The sequence below is a fragment of the Rhodanobacter sp. B05 genome, assembly GCF_002001085.1.
Lineage (GTDB): Bacteria > Pseudomonadota > Gammaproteobacteria > Xanthomonadales > Rhodanobacteraceae > Rhodanobacter.
Map to the genome: position 1 here is coordinate 122,209 of NZ_MUNU01000004.1, position 17,448 is coordinate 139,656.

The 17,448-nt window shown below is 64.5% G+C and carries 14 protein-coding genes and 1 riboswitch; of the genes, 4 read left to right on the forward strand and 10 right to left on the reverse strand.

Annotation, left to right across the window (positions count from 1 at the left end; genetic code table 11):
• Positions 1 to 460 precede the first annotated feature (460 nt).
• From B0E47_RS01265 to B0E47_RS01275, 3 genes are read left to right on the forward strand one after another with little or no spacing between them, the layout of a single operon-like run.
• Positions 461 to 2,557: a TerB N-terminal domain-containing protein gene (locus B0E47_RS01265; protein WP_077511735.1), complete on the forward strand. Its 2,097-nt coding sequence runs from the start codon at positions 461 to 463 to the stop codon at positions 2,555 to 2,557.
• Positions 2,554 to 3,852 carry an ATP-binding protein gene (locus B0E47_RS01270; protein WP_077511685.1) on the forward strand — a complete coding sequence of 433 codons (1,299 nt, stop codon included), beginning with the start codon at positions 2,554 to 2,556 and terminating at the stop codon, positions 3,850 to 3,852. Before B0E47_RS01265 ends, B0E47_RS01270 begins: the two co-directional genes overlap by 4 nt.
• Entirely contained in the window at positions 3,852 to 6,071 is a 2,220-nt protein-coding gene (locus B0E47_RS01275; protein WP_077511687.1) for a DEAD/DEAH box helicase, read from the forward strand. The genes B0E47_RS01270 and B0E47_RS01275 overlap by 1 nt, the downstream gene beginning before the upstream one ends.
• A 93-nt stretch (positions 6,072 to 6,164) precedes the next feature.
• Here the strand turns inward: B0E47_RS01275 and B0E47_RS01280 are convergent, their stop codons facing one another.
• The 3 genes from B0E47_RS01280 to B0E47_RS01290 all read right to left on the reverse strand — a co-directional run bounded on the left by B0E47_RS01280 (position 6,165) and on the right by B0E47_RS01290 (position 8,427).
• Entirely contained in the window at positions 6,165 to 6,515 is a 351-nt protein-coding gene (locus B0E47_RS01280) for a helix-turn-helix domain-containing protein (protein WP_077511689.1), read from the reverse strand.
• A complete protein-coding gene (locus tag B0E47_RS01285; RefSeq protein ID WP_077511691.1) occupies positions 6,512 to 6,877 on the reverse strand; it encodes a DUF6516 family protein in 366 nt (121 codons plus the stop codon). Before B0E47_RS01285 ends, B0E47_RS01280 begins: the two co-directional genes overlap by 4 nt.
• A gap of 152 nt (positions 6,878 to 7,029) precedes the next feature.
• The gene (locus B0E47_RS01290) at positions 7,030 to 8,427 is read right to left on the reverse strand and encodes a M20/M25/M40 family metallo-hydrolase (protein ID WP_077511693.1); all 1,398 of its coding nucleotides are present in this window, start codon (positions 8,425 to 8,427) and stop codon (positions 7,030 to 7,032) included.
• Between the two features lie 145 nt (positions 8,428 to 8,572).
• Positions 8,573 to 8,737: riboswitch (yybP-ykoY riboswitch) on the forward strand.
• A 9-nt stretch (positions 8,738 to 8,746) separates the two neighbouring features.
• On the opposite strand from B0E47_RS01290, the gene B0E47_RS01295 reads away from it, so the two are divergent.
• The gene (locus tag B0E47_RS01295) at positions 8,747 to 9,313 is read left to right on the forward strand and encodes a manganese efflux pump MntP family protein (protein ID WP_077511695.1); all 567 of its coding nucleotides are present in this window, start codon (positions 8,747 to 8,749) and stop codon (positions 9,311 to 9,313) included.
• 119 nt (positions 9,314 to 9,432) lie between these two features.
• On the opposite strand, the gene B0E47_RS01300 is transcribed toward B0E47_RS01295, so the two are convergent.
• From B0E47_RS01300 to B0E47_RS01335, 7 genes are all read right to left on the reverse strand, one after another.
• A complete protein-coding gene (locus tag B0E47_RS01300) occupies positions 9,433 to 10,140 on the reverse strand; it encodes a response regulator transcription factor (protein ID WP_077511697.1) in 708 nt (235 codons plus the stop codon).
• Positions 10,137 to 11,576, reverse strand: a complete 1,440-nt coding sequence (locus B0E47_RS01305; RefSeq protein ID WP_168170987.1) for an ATP-binding protein — start codon at positions 11,574 to 11,576, stop codon at positions 10,137 to 10,139. Before B0E47_RS01305 ends, B0E47_RS01300 begins: the two co-directional genes overlap by 4 nt.
• A 356-nt stretch (positions 11,577 to 11,932) precedes the next feature.
• Positions 11,933 to 14,062, reverse strand: coding sequence for an elongation factor G (fusA, locus tag B0E47_RS01315; protein ID WP_077511737.1), 2,130 nt, complete (start codon positions 14,060 to 14,062; stop codon positions 11,933 to 11,935).
• Positions 14,063 to 14,233: 171 nt separating this feature from the next.
• Positions 14,234 to 14,761 (reverse strand): hypothetical protein, encoded by a 528-nt coding sequence (locus tag B0E47_RS01320; RefSeq protein ID WP_077511703.1) that lies wholly within the window; start codon positions 14,759 to 14,761, stop codon positions 14,234 to 14,236.
• Between the two features lie 144 nt (positions 14,762 to 14,905).
• Positions 14,906 to 15,580 carry a M24 family metallopeptidase gene (locus B0E47_RS01325; protein WP_077511705.1) on the reverse strand — a complete coding sequence of 225 codons (675 nt, stop codon included), beginning with the start codon at positions 15,578 to 15,580 and terminating at the stop codon, positions 14,906 to 14,908.
• A gap of 14 nt (positions 15,581 to 15,594) precedes the next feature.
• Positions 15,595 to 15,954, reverse strand: coding sequence for a DUF1304 domain-containing protein (locus B0E47_RS01330; protein WP_077511707.1), 360 nt, complete (start codon positions 15,952 to 15,954; stop codon positions 15,595 to 15,597).
• A 143-nt stretch (positions 15,955 to 16,097) separates the two neighbouring features.
• Positions 16,098 to 17,291: an acyl-CoA desaturase gene (locus B0E47_RS01335; RefSeq protein WP_077511709.1), complete on the reverse strand. Its 1,194-nt coding sequence runs from the start codon at positions 17,289 to 17,291 to the stop codon at positions 16,098 to 16,100.
• Positions 17,292 to 17,448 lie beyond the last annotated feature (157 nt).

Consider the following 17,448-nt stretch of genomic DNA (forward strand, 5'->3'; position numbering starts at 1 on the left):
GACTTTGCCGCTAACGAATGTGCGGATAAACGCGCCAGCTCATCCCGCTCCGCCGGCATCGCCTCCGCCGCGCGCGCCACAGAACAGTATTCCCCCAGCAGACACGCCTTCCGGTTCGCAGACGACCGAGCTACCCGATCAGTCGGCTGAGTGGAACGCGACGCGCCAAGCCACGATCGATGCGATCCGCGAGCGTGCGCAAGCCTTGCGCGACAGGTTTCCTCCGACGTTGCCGCTAACGAATGAGCGGATAAACGCACCAACTCGTCCCCCTCCGCCGGCCTCTCCCATCACCTTGCAGCCCCCGACACCACCCAGAGTGAGCGAACGGGCAATCACACCCAGTTCGCCGCCAGCCCCTCTGTCTCCTTCCAGCACTACGGACGTGCTTGCGCCCAACTCCGAGCGCAGCCCAGTGGACTTCATGCGTGTGCTCCAAGGTTCGCCTGAGCCCGAAGACATGTACTCGGCAACAGGGATTACGAAGCCCCCTTTGACTCACGCTCTACCTGCAACCCCCGCCGGCTTTGGCGAGGGGCGCTGGGTGCCCCCTGGCGAAAGTATCCAAGTCGCCGGTGTGAACTTGCCGGGCGGGATGCTTTATGTCGGCGGGAGGCTGAAAGCGCTCAATGGTGGCACCGAGCCATGTCTGATCAGTGGCCAACACACCGTAGCGCGTGTGGGCAACTATCGCGCACGTCAGATGGGCTATTGGCCCAGCTACATCGAGGCTTCCCCAGAGGAACGGCGCGCCTACCTGAACTGGTTGTCGGAAGGTCGCTCGCATCCCGACTGTGACATCGGATACGTGTTCCTGTTCTTCTACGGGCTTGAACACCGCGTCGTCGTGGACTCGCGCGACGACCCCGCAGCGAGAAATGACTGGCCAGCCATCATCGTCGAGCTTCGGCGACTGCTTGCGATCTATGGCGAGAAATCGGGATCGTTCAATCGCTACGCCGGCGAACTTCTGAGTTGGATCGAGCTGGACGGAAAGTTCGGTCAGCTCTACAAGCAGCCCGTACCAGATTTCCCGAGAACCTATGAACTGCCGCCATATCTTCGCCTGGCTCTCGGCCAAGCCGCCGTCGATCGCGCTCCGCTTCCCGTGCATCTCGCGCTGGCTTGGCTCCGGTTGAGTCCGGAATGTTACCTGCGCACCGCAGCCACTCGTTGCCCCAACGAGTTCGAGCGCCTGTTCACCCAGCGCTATCACGAAATTCTCGGCCCAGGACTGGTTCTTCCGGAAAACCGCACCAAGCTCAAGTTCGTCTACCGAGCTGCCTCGGCGAGCCTGCGCGCCGCCAATATCACGATGGCGTTCGGGGATGTTCCGGACGTGATGGCCTTGACCGCACCCATCAGGAAGCTAATGGAGATAGCGAGCCAGTGCACGGACGAACTTGGTTCTTATAGCCGCCTCGTTGGAAAGGATCCTGATGCAGCCGGAGCGTTGGAAGGGCTGTTGCTGTTGCCCGCCACCCTCTGGCCCGATACCACGCAAGCAAAGTTGCAGGCGTTGACCGCACAGATGTACGAAGGCCGACTGTCGTTGCCGCTGAAGGAACTTCTTGCGGTGTTGGGAGGCGCCAATCAAGCGGTCAATCGCGATCGCGCGCGGGGCTTGGCGCGGGCGCTTGAAGGCGCCGAGATTGGGATGGAACCGCACGTCCTCGGTGGCGCCAAGACGCCAGGCGAACGGGACACGGTCGTGCTGTTCGCTCAACCGCTCATGGACTCGAATGTGGGTGCGCGTGCTGAGTATCAAACGGCTGCGTTGACGCTGCAGCTGGCCTCGGCCGTGGCCCAGGCCGATGGAGTCTTCCATGATCGGGAGGTCGCACATCTGCGGGCGGAAATCGAAGGATGGGCGCACCTCACCCTCGCCGAGCGCCGCAGGCTGCACGCGCATCTCCAATGGTTGACCGCCTCGCCAATGAACCTGGCGGCGCTGAAAAAGAAGTTGGAGTCATTGCCCACCGCAGCACGCGAGACGCTCGCTGCCTTCATGGCGACGCTGGCCCAGGCCGACGGTGTCGTCTCACCCGATGAAGTTAAGTTTCTGGAAAAGGTCTACAAGGCTCTCGGCGTAGAACCCAAGCGCGTCTTCAGCGACATCCACACGGCGGGTTCCGGCGGCACGCCTGTCTCCACTGTCCGGGCTGGGAAGCAGGGCTTCCGCCTGGATGCTGAGCGTATTGCGGCGTTGCAAGAAGACACGGTGCGAGTCTCGGCGCTGCTGTCAAAGATTTTTGCCGAGGAAGCTGACAGTACGCCCGCGCCCGCGGCACAGGCTCCGGAACCTGAGCTCGAAGACGAAGCCGATTCGCCGCTGGGCCTGGACGAGGATCATTCCGCTCTGCTGCGCCTGCTGCTGTCGCGGCCCGAGTGGACACGTGCCGAGCTGGAGGACGCTGCCGCCGACTTGAACCTGATGCTCGACGGCGCGATGGAACAGATCAACGAGGCGGCATTCGAGGCATTCGACGAGCCACTGTTCGAAGGCGAGGACCCGATTTCAGTGAACACCAAACTACTTGAGAAGATCGAAGCATGAATGCTGCCATTCGCCCGAAGGATCGCGACGCCGTTATTCAGTCCCTGCGTGCCGGCGTCGTGCCCCGTGCGGGCCAACACCTGATCCAGGTCGCCCGAGGGCGGGAGATCGAAGCGCTGATCGCGGACATCGACCGCGTTGCCGACGGTGGCTCATCGTTCCGCTTCGTCATCGGCGAATATGGTGCAGGCAAGACCTTCTTTCTCAATCTGATCCGCGCCATCGCCATGGAGCGCAAGCTCGTCGTGGCCAACGCCGACCTCAATCCCGATCGACGCCTGCACGCGTCCGGCGGGCAGGCACGGTCGTTGTATGCCGAGCTCATGCGCAACTTGGCCACGCGAACTAAACCAGAGGGTGGCGCCTTGTCCGGCGTGGTCGAGAAGTTCATCGCCACGGCCAAGTCCGAAGCCAAAGCGCAGAGCGTGTCCACCGAGCAGGTCATCCGGTCGAAGCTGGAACAGCTGACCGAGCTCGTCAGCGGTTATGACTTTGCCGATGTCATCGCGGCCTACTGCCGCGGCGTCGAGGAAGGAAACGAGCAGCTGAAATCAGACGCCGTCCGCTGGTTGCGCGGTGAGTTCGCGACCCGGACCGACGCACGCGCAGCACTGGGCGTTCGCACGATCGTCGATGACGCCTCGATCTACGATCAGCTGAAACTCATGGCCAGGTTCGTACGCTTGGCCGGATACGCGGGGCTGTTCGTGTGTCTGGATGAAATGGTCAATCTCTACAAGCTTGCCAACTCGCAAGCGCGCAACTCCAACTACGAGCAGATCCTGCGCATGCTCAACGACTCCTTGCAGGGCACGGCCGTGGGCCTCGGGTTCGTGCTGGGCGGCACGCCGGAGTTCCTTATGGATACGCGCCGTGGGATTTACAGCTACTCAGCACTCCAAAGTCGGCTTGCCCAGAACGCTTTCGCGACCAATGAGCTTGTCGACTTCTCTGGACCCGTGCTGCGCCTTTCTAGCTTGACGGTTGAAGACTTCTACCTGCTTTTGGAGAAGATCCGCCATGTATACGCCGCCGGGGACGCCGCTCGGTATCTGCTTCCAGACCCGGCGATCGCGAGCTTCATGGAGCACTGCGCCAATCGCATCGGCGACAGCTTCTTCCGCACGCCGCGCACCACGATCACGTCCTTCATCAATCTATTGGCCATCCTGGAACAAAACCCCGGCACCGACTGGAAGAACCTGATCGGCGAGGTCCGGGTGGAAGCTGATGAAGGCGGCAAGAGTGATGTGGCCGTGGATTCGGAAGACGAGCTGGCTTCCTTCAAACTCTGATGGCAGCGTCCCAAGCCTTCCTACAACTAGACCCTCGGATACAGCGCTACCTGTGGGCCGAGGGTTGGGGTGCACTGCGCGACGTGCAGGAACAGGCCATTCCGCTGATCCTGCCAGGCAACCAAGATGTCATCGTGGCTGCCAGCACGGCCTCAGGGAAAACCGAGGCCGCTTTCCTCCCGGCCTTGACTCATCTGCTCGGCCGGCCAGACGATGGCTTGATTGTCTACATCAGCCCGCTGAAAGCGCTGATCAACGACCAGTTTGGGCGGCTGGAGCGCCTCTGCGAGGACTTGGAGGTGCCCGTCTGGCCATGGCACGGGGATATCACCTCGACTTCCAAGCGGAAGTTCGTGCAAAAGCCGACTGGCGTGCTCTTGATCACACCGGAGTCCTTGGAAGCCACGTTGTGCAACCGTGGCACCAGCATTGCCGCCCTGTTCAAACAGATGACCTTCTTCGTCATCGATGAACTTCACGCATTCATTGGCACCGAGCGTGGGAAGCAGCTACAGGCACTGATGCACCGCATCGAAGTTGCATTGGGACACACGGTCCCTCGCATTGGTCTCTCCGCCACGCTGGGTGACATGAGCCTGGCGGCTCAGTTCCTGCGGCCCGACCGCCCTGTGGCGATGCTCGATGCGCCATCGACTGGGGGCCAGTTGCTGATCTTGGTCAAAGGATTTGAAGAGTTCGCGGCCGCGAACGGAACGGGCAGCAAGAACGATCCGGAAACGGAGCGTGCGCCGCTGGCAATCGCCCAGCACATGTTCAAAACCTTGCGCGGCTCCAACAACCTCGTTTTCCCGAACAGCCGCCGGGAGGTTGAACGCTACACGCATCTTTTGAATGGGCTGTGTGAGCAGGCCCAAATCCCCAACGAGTTCTGGCCGCATCACGGCAATCTGTCGAAGGAAATCCGCTACGAAACCGAGGCTGCGCTGAAACAGCGTGAGCGCGCGGCAACTGCCGTTTGCACAAGCACATTGGAGCTTGGCATCGATATTGGTGCGGTCAAAAGCGTGGTGCAAATCGGCACGCCGCCGTCCGTTGCAAGTCTGCGACAACGACTGGGGCGTTCCGGCCGACGCGAGGGTGAACCTGCAATCCTGCGCGGCTATGTCATCGAAGACGCCTTGGGCGAGAAGATCGACCTGGAAACGCGGCTTCGACTGGACACGGTGCAGACCTCAGCCGTCATCTCGCTTTTGCTGGAAAACTGGTTCGAGCCGCCTGCTGTCCATGGAGCGCACTACTCCACGCTCGTGCAGCAGCTTCTGTCTTCCATCGCGCAATATGGCGGCCTTCAGGCGGCTCAGGCCTTTAGCCTTCTTTGCGCCCCGCCCGGTCCGTTCGAACGAGTGTCCAAAGACGCCTTTGCCGAACTGCTGCGCACCTTGGGACAAGAGGAAATCCTGACGCAGGATCACTCAGGCCTACTGCTCCACGGCCGCATCGGCGACAAGATCGTTAATCACTATTCCTTCTATGCGGCATTCTCCAGCGACGAAGAGTTCCGCATCGTTTCCGGTGGCAAGGCATTGGGAACGCTACCTGTCTCGCAAATGATGACTCCCGGCCAGCGCATTTTGTTCGGGGGGCGCACTTGGCTCATTGAAGCTATAGACGAAGAACACAAGACGATCCATGTCGCGCCAGCCAAGGGCGGCGCTCCCCCGTTGTTCAATGGAGGCGGCGGGCGTGTACATACCCGTGTGCGGCAGCGCATGCGCGATATATATCTTGCACAAGACACGCCGCCCTTCCTTGACCCTACGGCACAACGCTTCCTGGGGGAAGGTCGTGAGGCATTCGCCACGCTGGCGTTGGCCGATCGTTTGCTGTTGGATCAAGGGAGTCAAGCGATCCTGTTGACTTGGCTGGGCGACGCGGCCAATGAGGCCATCGCTTGCGTACTGATGTCGCGTGGCGTGCAGGCATTCACAGGCAGGTTGGGGGTCGAGATCCAGCGCGCTGGCCGTAGCCTCGAAGAGATCGAAGACTTGTTGGGGGACATCGGTTCGCAGCCCGCTGCACCTGTGGACGAACTGCTAGCAAAAGCAAGCAATCTCATCCGCCAAAAATGGGACGGGTTGCTTTCACCGCATATGCTGCGGCAAAGCTATGCCAGCTCCAATCTGGATATAGATGAAGCACTGGACTGGCTTCGCGCGACGTCTGAATCGCGGTCATATCAAGCCATTGGCCGCACCTAACTCGCCTGCCAGCCGGGTCCCAACAACCCCTAGAAATAAAGAGGCCAAGTCATTTGAGAAATAAGGGGGGCAAGTTCATTTAAATCGTCGACCTCACGCCGCCTGAATCACGAATTCGCTGGCCGTGGCGACGGGCTGCACATTACGCAAGGTGCGTCGCATCTCGACCAGTCCATAGCGTTCCATCGTCTTGAGCGTCCGCGAAAGATTGCTGGGCGCGCGTCCAGTGAACTCCGCGAGCTGGCTCAGTGATTCGGGCCTCTGCTCCCTGATGAGACGCAGCAACGCGCGGTTGTCGTCGGACAGCACTTCGGCCAGCGAGCGCATGGAGGTGAACCAGATCTTCGGCTCGTTGGAGCGTGGCTGATGATCGCCGCGCGCAATGGCCAGTGCGCGAGCGCGGATGGCTTGCTGGGATGCGATGCCGATGACCAATTTTTTCATGACTTCGTTTCCTCAAGTATGCGGTCGACTTCGTTGAAGAAGTCCTCCAGCAGCTGTTGCGGGCTGGTGAATTCGTAAGGCACGCCCTTGTCGCGGACGTGACGATGGCGATGGTCGTAGGCCAGACGCCGACCTGCATAACGCTTGCGCTTCGGTGGCTTGACGGCATGCGCATTGTCGAAACCGAGTAATCGCGTGCCGTAGCGATCATGCAAGGTCAGCGCGTAGCGTATGCCGTGTGGCACATGCTCGTTTGTCTCGACACGCCAAGCCTCGATCTTGATCCAGTAGCTGTTGCCCTGATCGTAGATCTCGCCGTTGAGCAACAGCAGCGTTTCCAGTCCCACGTCTTCCTTTGACATGACTATATATCATCCGATGATAACTTAAATGAATCCCATCAAGGTTTGTGGCGGCTGGTCGCATGCCGCACCACGAAAACGGAGCCAGGTTCAGCTGTTCCAACGTCCGTCCGAGGTCGGGAGCCGACATTACGCCAGCTCCGCTACCCATATCACTTCGCCAACTGCACCAACACCCGATGCCAGAACTCCAGCCCGGCCGCAACTTCCGAAGCCGGCAGCTTCTCGTTGAGCCCATGCGCAAACGTGTCGTCCGGTTTGGTGAAGGCGGCATCGATGCCGTAGCTGGGCACGCCGGCGTTGCGGAAGTACATGCTGTCGGAGGCGCCGGCGGACATGCCGGGGACGATTTCCACGCCGGGGAAGCGGGCATGGACGGCGTCGGTGACGGCGGCGATCACGTCCTGGCGCAGGGGTGAGGCGGGGCTGGCCACCGGTGGTGGTGGTTGCACGGTGACGGTGGCGGTCTTGTCGGCGATCACCTTGATCAGGGTGTCGCGCACGCTGTCGACCGAGGTGCCGGGGAAGATGCGGCAGTTGATGTTGACGCTGGCGCTTTGCGGCAGCGCGTTGAGGGCGTGGCCGCCGTTGAGCATGGTGGCCACGCAGGTGGTGCGGATCTGGCCGACGTAGGCGGGGTCGGCGGAGATGGTGGCGGCGGCCGCGGCATCGTCGGGGTGGGCGGCGAACCGGGTCATCGCCGCGCCCAGCGCGCCGGGGGTGTGCGCACCGAGCGCGTGCAGCGAGGCGAGGGTGATCTCGTTGCTCTTCGGTGGAAACTGATAGGCGGCCACGCGATCGATGATCCGCGCGAGCCGGTAGATGGCGTTGTCGTGGTTGGGCTCGCTGGAGTGGCCGCCGGGCGAGGTCAGGCCGATGCGGATGTCGGCATAGGTTTTTTCGGCGGCCTGGATTTCGTACAGCACAGGCTTGCCGGTGGCGGGGTCCAGCGTGCCGCCGCCGGCATCGGCGTTGAGCAAGAATTCGGCGTCGTGATAGCGCTTGGCCAGCTCGCGGGTCGTGGCCATCTCGGTCTCCTCGTCGCCGGACAGCAGCAGGATCAGGTCGTGGCGTGGCTTGAAGCCTTCGTGCTTGAGCCGGATCAGGGTTTCGACCAGCACCACCACCGCGGTTTTCATGTCGGCGCTGCCGCGGCCGTAGAGGTAGCCGTTCTCCTCGACCAGGGTGAACGGGTCGCGGGTCCAGTCCTTGCGATTGGCCGCGACCACGTCCATGTGCCCGGACAGCAGGATCGGCTTGCCTTCGCCGGTGCCGCGATAGCGCGCCACCAGCGCGGCGGTTTCACCGACCGGGATGATCTCGACGTCGCTGGCGGCAAAACCGTTGGCCTTGAGCTTGTCGGCCAGATACGCAGCGAGCACCGGCACCTGGTGCTTGCCTTCCACCGTGGGAATGCCGATGGCGTGTTTCAGCGTGGCCATGGTGTCGGGCAGCGTCCCGGCAGTGGTGCCGGCGTGCACCGGTCCGATGCCGGCGCAGAAGACCAGGCTGGCTGCCGTGGCGAAGCCCATGATTCGTGGTGCTTTCATTCGTCGTCCCCTGTGCATGGCTTGAGTGATGCCCGAGTATGCGCGGCGGGCCGTTCGCTTGCATCTGCCTGAAGGCATCTGCCGGACTCGCCGCGCCGCCGTGCTAACCTTGCCGTCGCGCTGGCGGTGCTGCCGGCAGCGCGACACCCCTTGGGGAGTAGCCTGCCTCGTTGCGACGAGGCGTCTTCGTCAACATGCTCGGCACGTCTGCCGTGGCGAAGACACCGATCCTGGTTGGCGAGACCAACGGCTGACGGCGCCACGACGGTGGGGCGCGCCGTCGTGCCGTTGCGTCCAGCCCCGTCGTTCGAGACCACGCATGAATCCCGTTTCCATCCTGCTGCTCGGCTTCGCCATGTCCACCGACGCATTCGCGGCGGCGATCGGCAAGGGCGCCGCCATGACCCGGCCGCGGCTCAGCCAGGCGTTGCGTGCCGGGCTGATCTTCGGCGTGATCGAGGCGATCACGCCGGTGCTCGGCTGGCTGCTGGGCAAGGGCGCCTCGCGCTATATCGAAGCGTGGGACCACTGGGTCGCGTTCGGCCTGCTGCTGCTGCTGGGCCTGCACATGATCTGGAACGGCGTGAAGCCGGAGTCGGGCGAGCCGGTCGAAGAGGCGAAGAAGCACGGCTTCGTCGCTCTGGCGCTCACCGGTCTTTCCACCAGCATCGACGCGCTGGCGGTGGGCGTGGGACTGGCCTTCGTCGACGTGCCGATCGCCGAGGTCGCCGTGGTGATCGGCCTGTGCACCTTCAGCATGGTCACCCTGGGCATCATGCTGGGTCGCGTGCTCGGCGCGATGGTCGGCAAGCGCGCCGAAGTGATCGGTGGCGTCATCCTGGTCGGCGTGGGCGCGGTGATCCTGTACGAGCATTTGTCGGTGTGAGGGCGCGCCGGATTTCCGGCGACCTTGTCGACGGCCGATTGCCACAGCCGTTGAAACCCGGCAGCGATCGGAAGCGTCGCCGCCGTCCGCCCGCCTTCGGCAGCCCCGTCACCCCGTGATCAACGGTCCTGGCTCTCCAGGAACCGGTAGCCCACCCCGGGCTCGGTTTTCAGCCAGCGCGGCGCGCCCGGATCGTCGCCCAGCTTCTGGCGCAGGCGACCCAGCACGATGCGCAGGTAGTGGGTGTCCTGCACATGGGTGGCGCCCCATACCTCGCGCAGCAATTGCTGCTGGCTGACCACGCGGCCGGCATGGCGCAGCAGCACGGCAAGCACGGCGTATTCCTTGCGGGTCAGCGCGACCTCGCTGCCGCCGAGGCTCACTTCACGCCGCGCCAGGTCCACACGCAGCTGGCCATCGTCGTAAAGCGGCGGCACGTCGGCCGGTCCGGCGATCGGGTGGTGACGCAGCAAGGCGCGCAGGCGCGCCATCAGTTCCTGCATGCCGAACGGCTTGGTCACGTAGTCGTTGGCGCCGTTGTCGAGCGCACGCACCTTCTCGCTTTCGGCGCTGCGCACGGACAGCATCAGCACCGGCACCGCGCTCCACTGGCGCAGCTCGGCCAGCACCTCGTGGCCTTCGCGATCGGGCAGGCCCAGGTCGAGAATGACCAGGTCGGGGGACTGGGTGGCGGCGAGCGCGAGGCCCTCGGCCGCGTTGGCCGCCTGCAGCACCTGATAGCCCTCGGCGCGCAGGCCGATATCGAGGAAGCGACGGATCTGCATCTCGTCGTCGATCACCAGCACGCGTGGCGCGGAAGTGTTCAAGCGTTGGTCTCCGGTGCGGGTGGCAGCGGCAGGGTGATACGGATGGTGGCGCCGCCGCCGTCGCCCGGCAAGGCCTCCACCGAGCCGCCGTGTGCGCCGATCATGCCGCGGCAGATCGACAGGCCCAGGCCGATGCCCTTGCTACCGCGGTCGCCACGCGAGACCGAATGGAACATGTCGAAGATGCGCGCGCGCTCCTCCGGCGGAATGCCCGGGCCGCGATCGATCACGTCGATGCGCAGGTGTTCGCCGGCGACGCTCACCACGACATGCACGACCGCGCCGGGCGGCGAGAAGTGGGCGGCATTCTCCAGCACGTTGAACAGGGCCTGCTCGATCAGCGCCGGATGCACGTAGAGCAGCACGGTGTCGTGCGGCAGCGAAGTCGTCAGCGCGAGATTCGGAAAGAACCGGCGCAGCCGGTCGGTGGCGGCAACCACCACTTCGGTCGCGTCGACCCAGTCGCGGTGCAGCTTGAGCGCGCCGTGCCCGAGGCGGGTCATGTCGAGCAGGTTCTGGATGTAGCGATCCAGCCGCTGGCCTTCGTGCAGGATCGCCTGCAGCAGTTCCTGCCGCTCGTCGCGCGGCAACTGGGCCTCGTACATGGCGAGGGTGTCGGCGGCACCGATCATCGAGGCCAGCGGCGAGCGCAGGTCGTGCGATACGGAGGAGAGCAGGGCGTTGCGCAGGCGCTCGGTCTCGCCCTGCACGCGGGCCTGCTCCAGTTCCTGCGCCAGCCGGTCGCGCTCCAGCGCCAGCGCGATGTCCTGCGTCATGGCCAGCGTCAGTTCGCGCCGATCGGGATCGAGGCCGTCCGCGGTGCCGGGCGCAAACATCACGCTGCCGTGGTGGTGGGTGCCGACCACCAGCGGCACCATCCACTCGTTGCCGCGATCGGCCGGCGTCACCGCGGCGGGCGACTCATCCTCGGCAGGTCGCATGGTCGCCGTGGCGCCGGCGACCTGGCCCAGGGCGCGCGTGGCGACTTCGCGAATCGCCGCGGTGTCGGCCGCCGCGGCCAGCTGCTGGCCCAGTTGCAGCAGGGTGCGCGCACGCCACTGGGCCGCCCGCAACGAGATCACCTGGCTGGATAGCCGGGTGGCCATGCGGCTGCAGACCAGGGCGACGGCCAGGAACAGGCCGAGCGCCAGCACATCGTCGATGCTGTCGATGGCCAGCGTGTACCGCGGCGCGGTGAAGAAGAAGTTGTCGCCAAGGAAGCACAGCACGGCCGTGTAGACCGCCACGGCCATGGGCTTGCGGATGGCGACCGCGAGCACGGCCGTCAGCAGGATCAGCGCGAGGTTGGCGGCCGGGAAATAGCGGTCGACGGCAAACGCAATCGCGAAGGCGACCAGGGTCACTGCCGTGGCGAACACGTAGTCGGTCGCGCGGACGCGAAGGATCGGCATTGCGGGAGATAACGGTTCACGCATGCGGGAAGCTCTCCGTCGGGCCGACGCAGGCCGAGCAGTGAAGCCGTCGTTCGCGAATGCTTCGCACAAGCGTGTTCAGCAGATGCGGGGTGATCGACATGGCTGACCTCGATGCATATCTCGACCTCCGACCCGAGTTCGATCCGCCGATCGCGGGAAATCTGGGAGAAGGCAGTGGCGGACAGCGCATTGTGCGCCATGAAGGCGAACCGGCGGTCACGCCTCGAGGCCAAGCCATTGCCGGCCACCACGGACTCGCGCGAGAGGAAAACGCACAAAAAAGCCCGGGATACGCATCCCGGGCCTTTCCGTCCGCCGCCGACTGCAAGCAGTCGACGCCGATGCGAAGCCGCGACCTACTTCGCCTCTTTCTCCATCAGTTTCTCGACCATGCTGGCCGGCACTTCCTCGTAGTGATCGAAGATCATGGTGAAGTTGCCGCGGCCGCTGGTGGCCGAGCGCAGGAAGTTGATGTAGCCGAACATCTCGGACAGCGGCACGAAGCCCTGCACGAACGCCGACGTACCCTTCTGGCCCTGGTCGGTGATGCTGCCGCGGCGGCGGTTGATGTCGCCGATCACGTCGCCCAGGTAGGTCGCCTCGGTAACCACTTCGAGGCTCATGATCGGTTCGAGCAACTTCGGCTTGGACAGCCGCTGCGCTTCGCGGAAGCAGGCGCGGCCGGCGATCTCGAAGGCCAGCGCCGAGGAGTCGACGTCGTGGTATTTGCCGTCGAGCAAGCGCGCCTTGAAATCCACCACTTCGTAACCGGCGACCTGGCCCTGGCGTGATTCCACCGTGATCGCATGCTGTACCGCCGGGATGTACTCGCGCGGCACGCGGCCGCCGACCACCTCGTCGGAGAACACCACGCCCGAACCCTGCTCGCCCGGCTCGAAGATCATCTTCACTTCGGCGAACTGGCCCGAACCGCCGGACTGCTTCTTGTGCGTGTAGGTATGTTCGACCGTCTTGCCGAACGCTTCGCGGAAGCTGACCTTGGGCTTGCCCATGTTGGCTTCCACGCCCAGCTCGGTGCGCATGCGGTCGATGGTGATTTCCAGGTGCAGTTCGCCCATGCCCTTGAGCACGGTCTGGCCGGTTTCCTGGTCCACTTCCATGCGCAGCGACGGATCGGCCTTGACCATCTTGTAGAGCGCGGTGGACAGCTTGTCGACGTCGTTGCGGCTCTTCGGCTCGACCGACACGCTGATCACCGGATCGGGGAAGCGCATGCGCTCGAGCAGGGCCGGGTGCGCCGGGTCGGACAGCGAGTCGCCGGTCTCGGTTTCCTTCATCGAGACGAAGGCGCAGATGTCGCCGGCGCGCACCTCGTCGATCTCCCGGGTGGCGTTGGCTTGCACTTCCACGATGCGGCCCACGCGCTCCTTCTTGCCGCGCGTCACGTTCTGCAGGGTGTCGCCCTTCTTGATCACGCCGGAGTAGATGCGGCAGAAGGTCAGTGTGCCGAACTGGTCGTTGATCACCTTGAACGCCAGCGCGCGCGCCGGGGCGTCGTCCTTCACTTCCTGCACGCCGATGACGTTGCCGTCCTCGTCGACCATCGAGATGCCGCCGTTCTCGCCCGGGTAGGGCATGTAGTCGACCACGGCATCCAGCAACTGCTGCACGCCCTTGTTCTTGTACGACGAGCCGCAGAACACCGGCACCAGCTTGCCGGTGACGCAGCCCTTGCGGATGCATTCCTTCAACTTCTCCGGGTCATGCTCGCCGGTCTCGATCAGCTTCTCGAAAGCGTCGTCGTCCATCGCCAGCGCGGTTTCCAGCATTTCCTCGCGCAGCTTCGGCAGCCGGTCGATCCAGTCGTTGTCGACGGTGGAGCCGAACTTCAGGCGGCTCCTCGCTTCCTCGAACGACACCGTTTCCCAAGTGCTGTCCTTGTCGTCGGACTGCCAGATGTAGGCCGCATTGGCGACCAGGTCGGCGATGCCGCAGAACTCGTCGCTGCTGCCCAGCGGCACCTGACAGAGCAGGGCCGGCGCATTCAGGCGCTCGCGGATGCCCTTGACGCAATGCGCGAAGCTGGCGCCGATGCGGTCCATCTTGTTGATGTAGCAAACGCGCGGCACGTGGTACTGGTCGGCCAGGCGCCAGTTGGTCTCGGTCTGCGGCTCCACGCCGGCGACGCCGTCGAACACCACCACCGCGCCGTCGAGCACGCGCAGCGAACGGTTCACCTCGATGGTGAAGTCCACGTGTCCCGGGGTGTCGATCACGTTGATCTGGTGGCCCTTCCACTCCGCCGTCACCGCCGCCGACTGGATCGTGATGCCGCGCTTGCGCTCCTGCTCCATGTAGTCGGTGGTGGTCGAGCCCCTGCCGTCCTTGGTGTCGTGCACGTCGATGATCTGGTGCTTGCGACCCGTGTAATAGAGCACGCGCTCGGTGGTCGTGGTCTTGCCCGCGTCGATGTGCGCGATGATGCCGATGTTGCGGTAGAGCTTCAGGGGTTTCTGGCGGGCCACGATGCAGTTCCATTCGAATGGGTGGACCGGCGCGACGACGGGCCGGCGGTGCAAGCCGCCCATTGTAGCTGGCCCAACGACGAATGCCGCGCATGACGCGGCCCGGTTGCCGGGCGCGAGACCCGGCGGAAGGCGTTGAGAGGGACTCGCGTCGTTCGGGATCGCCCGCGACTAGCCCCTGATGCCGTACTCGCTGTCGTTCCTGGCCGGTTCGCCGAGCTGGCTCAGCAGGATGGCGGTGCGTACGGTGAAATCATTCCAGCTCGGCAACGCGGCCAGCTCCAGCCAGTCGGTCCACTCCGGCAGGAGCGAGCGATCGGCGCGTCGGGCCGCCGCTTGGCGGCCGGTCATGATCGCCTCGCGGATTTCGGGCATGCACTTGAGGAAGTGACGCAGGGTCTCTTTCTCGCCGTGGGAAAGCCGGCTCGCCGGCGATTCGACCAGCCAGGTGCAGGCCATCTCCATTTCCCACTGGTACTCGCTGGCGAGGAACCAGGTGAAAACGTCGCCTTCCGCCTCGCCGGCCGCTATCGCGCGGGCATGCTCGAGGAAGTTGCGCACGGTCGCACCGTGTTGGTCGGATGTCGCCTGGTAGTCCCCAATCATTGCCAGCATGTGCGCGTCCTCGCCCGAAGTGTCGAACGGCTGGATGGGCGCCCCCGAACCGGAGCGGCCGCCGTTCGTATGGCGAAGACTCATGCATGAGCGATGCCAAGGGCATCCGCGGCGGTCGTGGCCCGTTGCGCCAGCGTGCGCAACAAACACGCACCGGATTCCCGTGCGGCCGGCCGGTCCCGCCGGTCGACAGCGACGCCCCGCGTCAGATTCTGACCGGGCGCGGGTTCAGGCTGCCGTGGTCAGATCGAGCAGATCCTCGTAAAAGGCCCCGAACGGCCGGTCCGGGTGCGCGATCTGGATTTCCAGTATCCACAAGCCGCTGGCTGGCGCCTGGTCCAGCTCGCCGAGATCGCCACCCTGGTGGATCGCATGCGGGTAATCGCAGACCCGGTGGCCCTTGACCGCATGGTTGAGCCGCCAGCCCATGGCCACGGCACGCTCATCGGCAAATGCGTACAGCGCCTGACCGCTCAGTCCCTGCGTACGCCATGCGTCGGCCACGTCGCCGAACAGTGCACGCGCCGCGTCGGCGCAGGCTTGCCGCTCTGGCGCATGACCGACCACGAACGTGTCGCCAACATCGCCTTCGTGCCCCTCGAACACCAGGCCAAGGTCGATGAAGTAGCTGTCGTTCTCGCCCAGCCTGACGTTCGGGTCGGAGCGCTGGCGATAGGTCTTCACCGTGTCCGCGCCGATGCGGATCAGCACCGGATGCCACAGGCGCTCGCAACCCAGCTCGCGGAATACCTCGGCCGCCTCGCGCTTCGCCTCGTCCTCGCTGATGCCGGGTCGCATGCGCTCGCGGATGCCGCGCAGCGCAGTCCAGCTGCGCTCGCGGGCACGCTGCATCAGCGCGGGATCGAAGCGTTGGCCGACAGCTTCGCGTGATGGAGTCGTCATGAGCGCACGCCTGATCAGGCCAGGTGGATGAGTACCAGCGCGATCAGTGCCGGCAACGCCTGTATCCACAGGATCTTCCGGCTCGCGGTCAGTCCGCCGAAGATGCCGGCGACCAGCACGCAGCCGAGGAAGAACACGTTCACGCTGAAGCCGGCGGCACCGCCCAGACAGAGGCCCCAGACCAGTCCGGCGGCAAGGAAGCCGTTGTAGAGGCCCTGGTTGGCGGCGAGCGCCTTCGACTGCTCGGCGAATTCCGCGGTGAGGCCGAACGCGCGGCGACCCGATGGTTTGGTCCACAGGAACATTTCCAGGATCAGGAACCACAGGTGCAGCAGGGCGATCACGGCGATCACGACGTTCGCGGCAATGGACATGACGCAGGCTCCCCAGGGATCGTGGTTGTGGCGGCGTCCGTGCCTCGGCGCCGTGCGATGGAGTGTCGCAGCCGTTTCAGATCATCGCAATGCCGGCCATGGAGCGCCCGGTCGGCAGCCGCAACGCGCGGCTTGCAGCACCATCAAGCAGGCAGCGTGGGTATGGGCGTCAACGCGGTAACAACGCTGGCCATGGCTACCGGCCTGCCCAGCCGCCGCAGCAGGCGATAGTGCGAGGCGATGCCGGCGCGGAACGTGCGGTGCTCGCGATAGGTCACGCCGTACTCGCGGCAGGCGGCTTCCACCACGCGGGCGACCCGCGGATAGTGCACGTGCGAGATGCGCGGGAACAGGTGGTGCTCAACCTGGAAATTCAACCCGCCGATCAGCCAGCTCAGCACGCGGTTGCCGCGGGCGAAATCCACCGTGGTTTCCAGCTGATGGATCGCCCATGGCGTGTCGATCTGCTGGCCGCTTTCGTCCGGCACCGGAAACGCTGCTTCTTCCACCACGTGCGCCATCTGGAACACCAGCGCCAGCAGCACGCCGGCGACGGCCGAAACCAGCGTATAGAACAGCAGCGCCGCAGCGACCGGATGGAACACCAGCGGCAGGCCGAAGGCCAGCGTGAAGAACACCAGCTTGCCGATCACGAAGCCGGCCAGATCCCGGCCCTTCGGCCGCTTGAACGGCCGCTCGCCGACCGTGCCGGTGATCATGTCGCGGAAATCGCCGTACAGATGCCAGCGGATCGCGGTGACGCCATACAGCGGCCACAGGTACAGGTGCTGCCAGCGATGCCACGGCCGCCGCGGCTGCTGCGGCGAAAGCCGGCCCAGCACGCCAAGGTCGATGTCGCTGTCATGGCCGGCCACGTTGACCCAGGTGTGGTGGAAGCGCGCGTGCTTCCACTGCCAGATGTACGAGCTGCCGCCAACCAGGTCCAGCGCCAGCGCCATCAGCCGGTTGACCCAGCGCCGCTCCGAATACGCCTGGTGGCCGCCGTCGTGCATGATGTTGAAACCGATCCCGGCGGTCGCCGTGCCCAGCACGAGGGCCAGCGGCAGAGCCTGCCACCACGTGGCGGCGAACAACACCAGCGCGACATAGGCCAGCGCGAACGTGGCGAGGATCACTGTTGTCTTCAGATACATCTGTGCGCTGTCGCGCTGGCGGGTACCGCTGCGCTTGAATTCGGCATCTACGCGGCGGTGCAATTCGCGATGGAAGGAGTTGTCGCCGCTGAACTTCAGTCGCTCGCCCAATCGATCGGCATGGGTATCGGCTGGCGGCGAATCGGCAGAGAAGTCCCTGCGATGTGATGAATCGAGGGACATGACATGGCCTGGCGAAGGATCAGGCATGCATCTTACGTGATCGCAGGTAACGGGAATGTTGGCCGCTGTCGCGAAAGCGGGCATGTCCACCCGCACCGGCGAGGAAGTGGTTGTTGCTGGCGGCGCAGACTAGCTCGTCGCCTTGAACGTCACGACC

What these genes read in the sequence shown, in the direction of transcription:
- B0E47_RS01330 (WP_077511707.1), bottom strand. Translation starts at nt 15,954, where the DNA reads ATGTCCATTGCCGCGAACGTCGTGATCGCCGTGATCGCCCTGCTGCAC.
- B0E47_RS01325 (WP_077511705.1), bottom strand. Translation starts at nt 15,580, where the DNA reads ATGACGACTCCATCACGCGAAGCTGTCGGCCAACGCTTCGATCCCGCG.
- B0E47_RS01320 (WP_077511703.1), bottom strand. Translation starts at nt 14,761, where the DNA reads ATGAGTCTTCGCCATACGAACGGCGGCCGCTCCGGTTCGGGGGCGCCC.
- B0E47_RS01335 (WP_077511709.1), bottom strand. Translation starts at nt 17,291, where the DNA reads ATGTCCCTCGATTCATCACATCGCAGGGACTTCTCTGCCGATTCGCCG.
- B0E47_RS01295 (WP_077511695.1), top strand. Translation starts at nt 8,747, where the DNA reads ATGAATCCCGTTTCCATCCTGCTGCTCGGCTTCGCCATGTCCACCGAC.
- B0E47_RS01305 (WP_168170987.1), bottom strand. Translation starts at nt 11,576, where the DNA reads ATGCGTGAACCGTTATCTCCCGCAATGCCGATCCTTCGCGTCCGCGCG.
- B0E47_RS01280 (WP_077511689.1), bottom strand. Translation starts at nt 6,515, where the DNA reads ATGAAAAAATTGGTCATCGGCATCGCATCCCAGCAAGCCATCCGCGCT.
- B0E47_RS01290 (WP_077511693.1), bottom strand. Translation starts at nt 8,427, where the DNA reads ATGAAAGCACCACGAATCATGGGCTTCGCCACGGCAGCCAGCCTGGTC.
- B0E47_RS01275 (WP_077511687.1), top strand. Translation starts at nt 3,852, where the DNA reads ATGGCAGCGTCCCAAGCCTTCCTACAACTAGACCCTCGGATACAGCGC.
- B0E47_RS01285 (WP_077511691.1), bottom strand. Translation starts at nt 6,877, where the DNA reads ATGTCAAAGGAAGACGTGGGACTGGAAACGCTGCTGTTGCTCAACGGC.
- B0E47_RS01270 (WP_077511685.1), top strand. Translation starts at nt 2,554, where the DNA reads ATGAATGCTGCCATTCGCCCGAAGGATCGCGACGCCGTTATTCAGTCC.
- B0E47_RS01265 (WP_077511735.1), top strand. Translation starts at nt 461, where the DNA reads ATGTACTCGGCAACAGGGATTACGAAGCCCCCTTTGACTCACGCTCTA.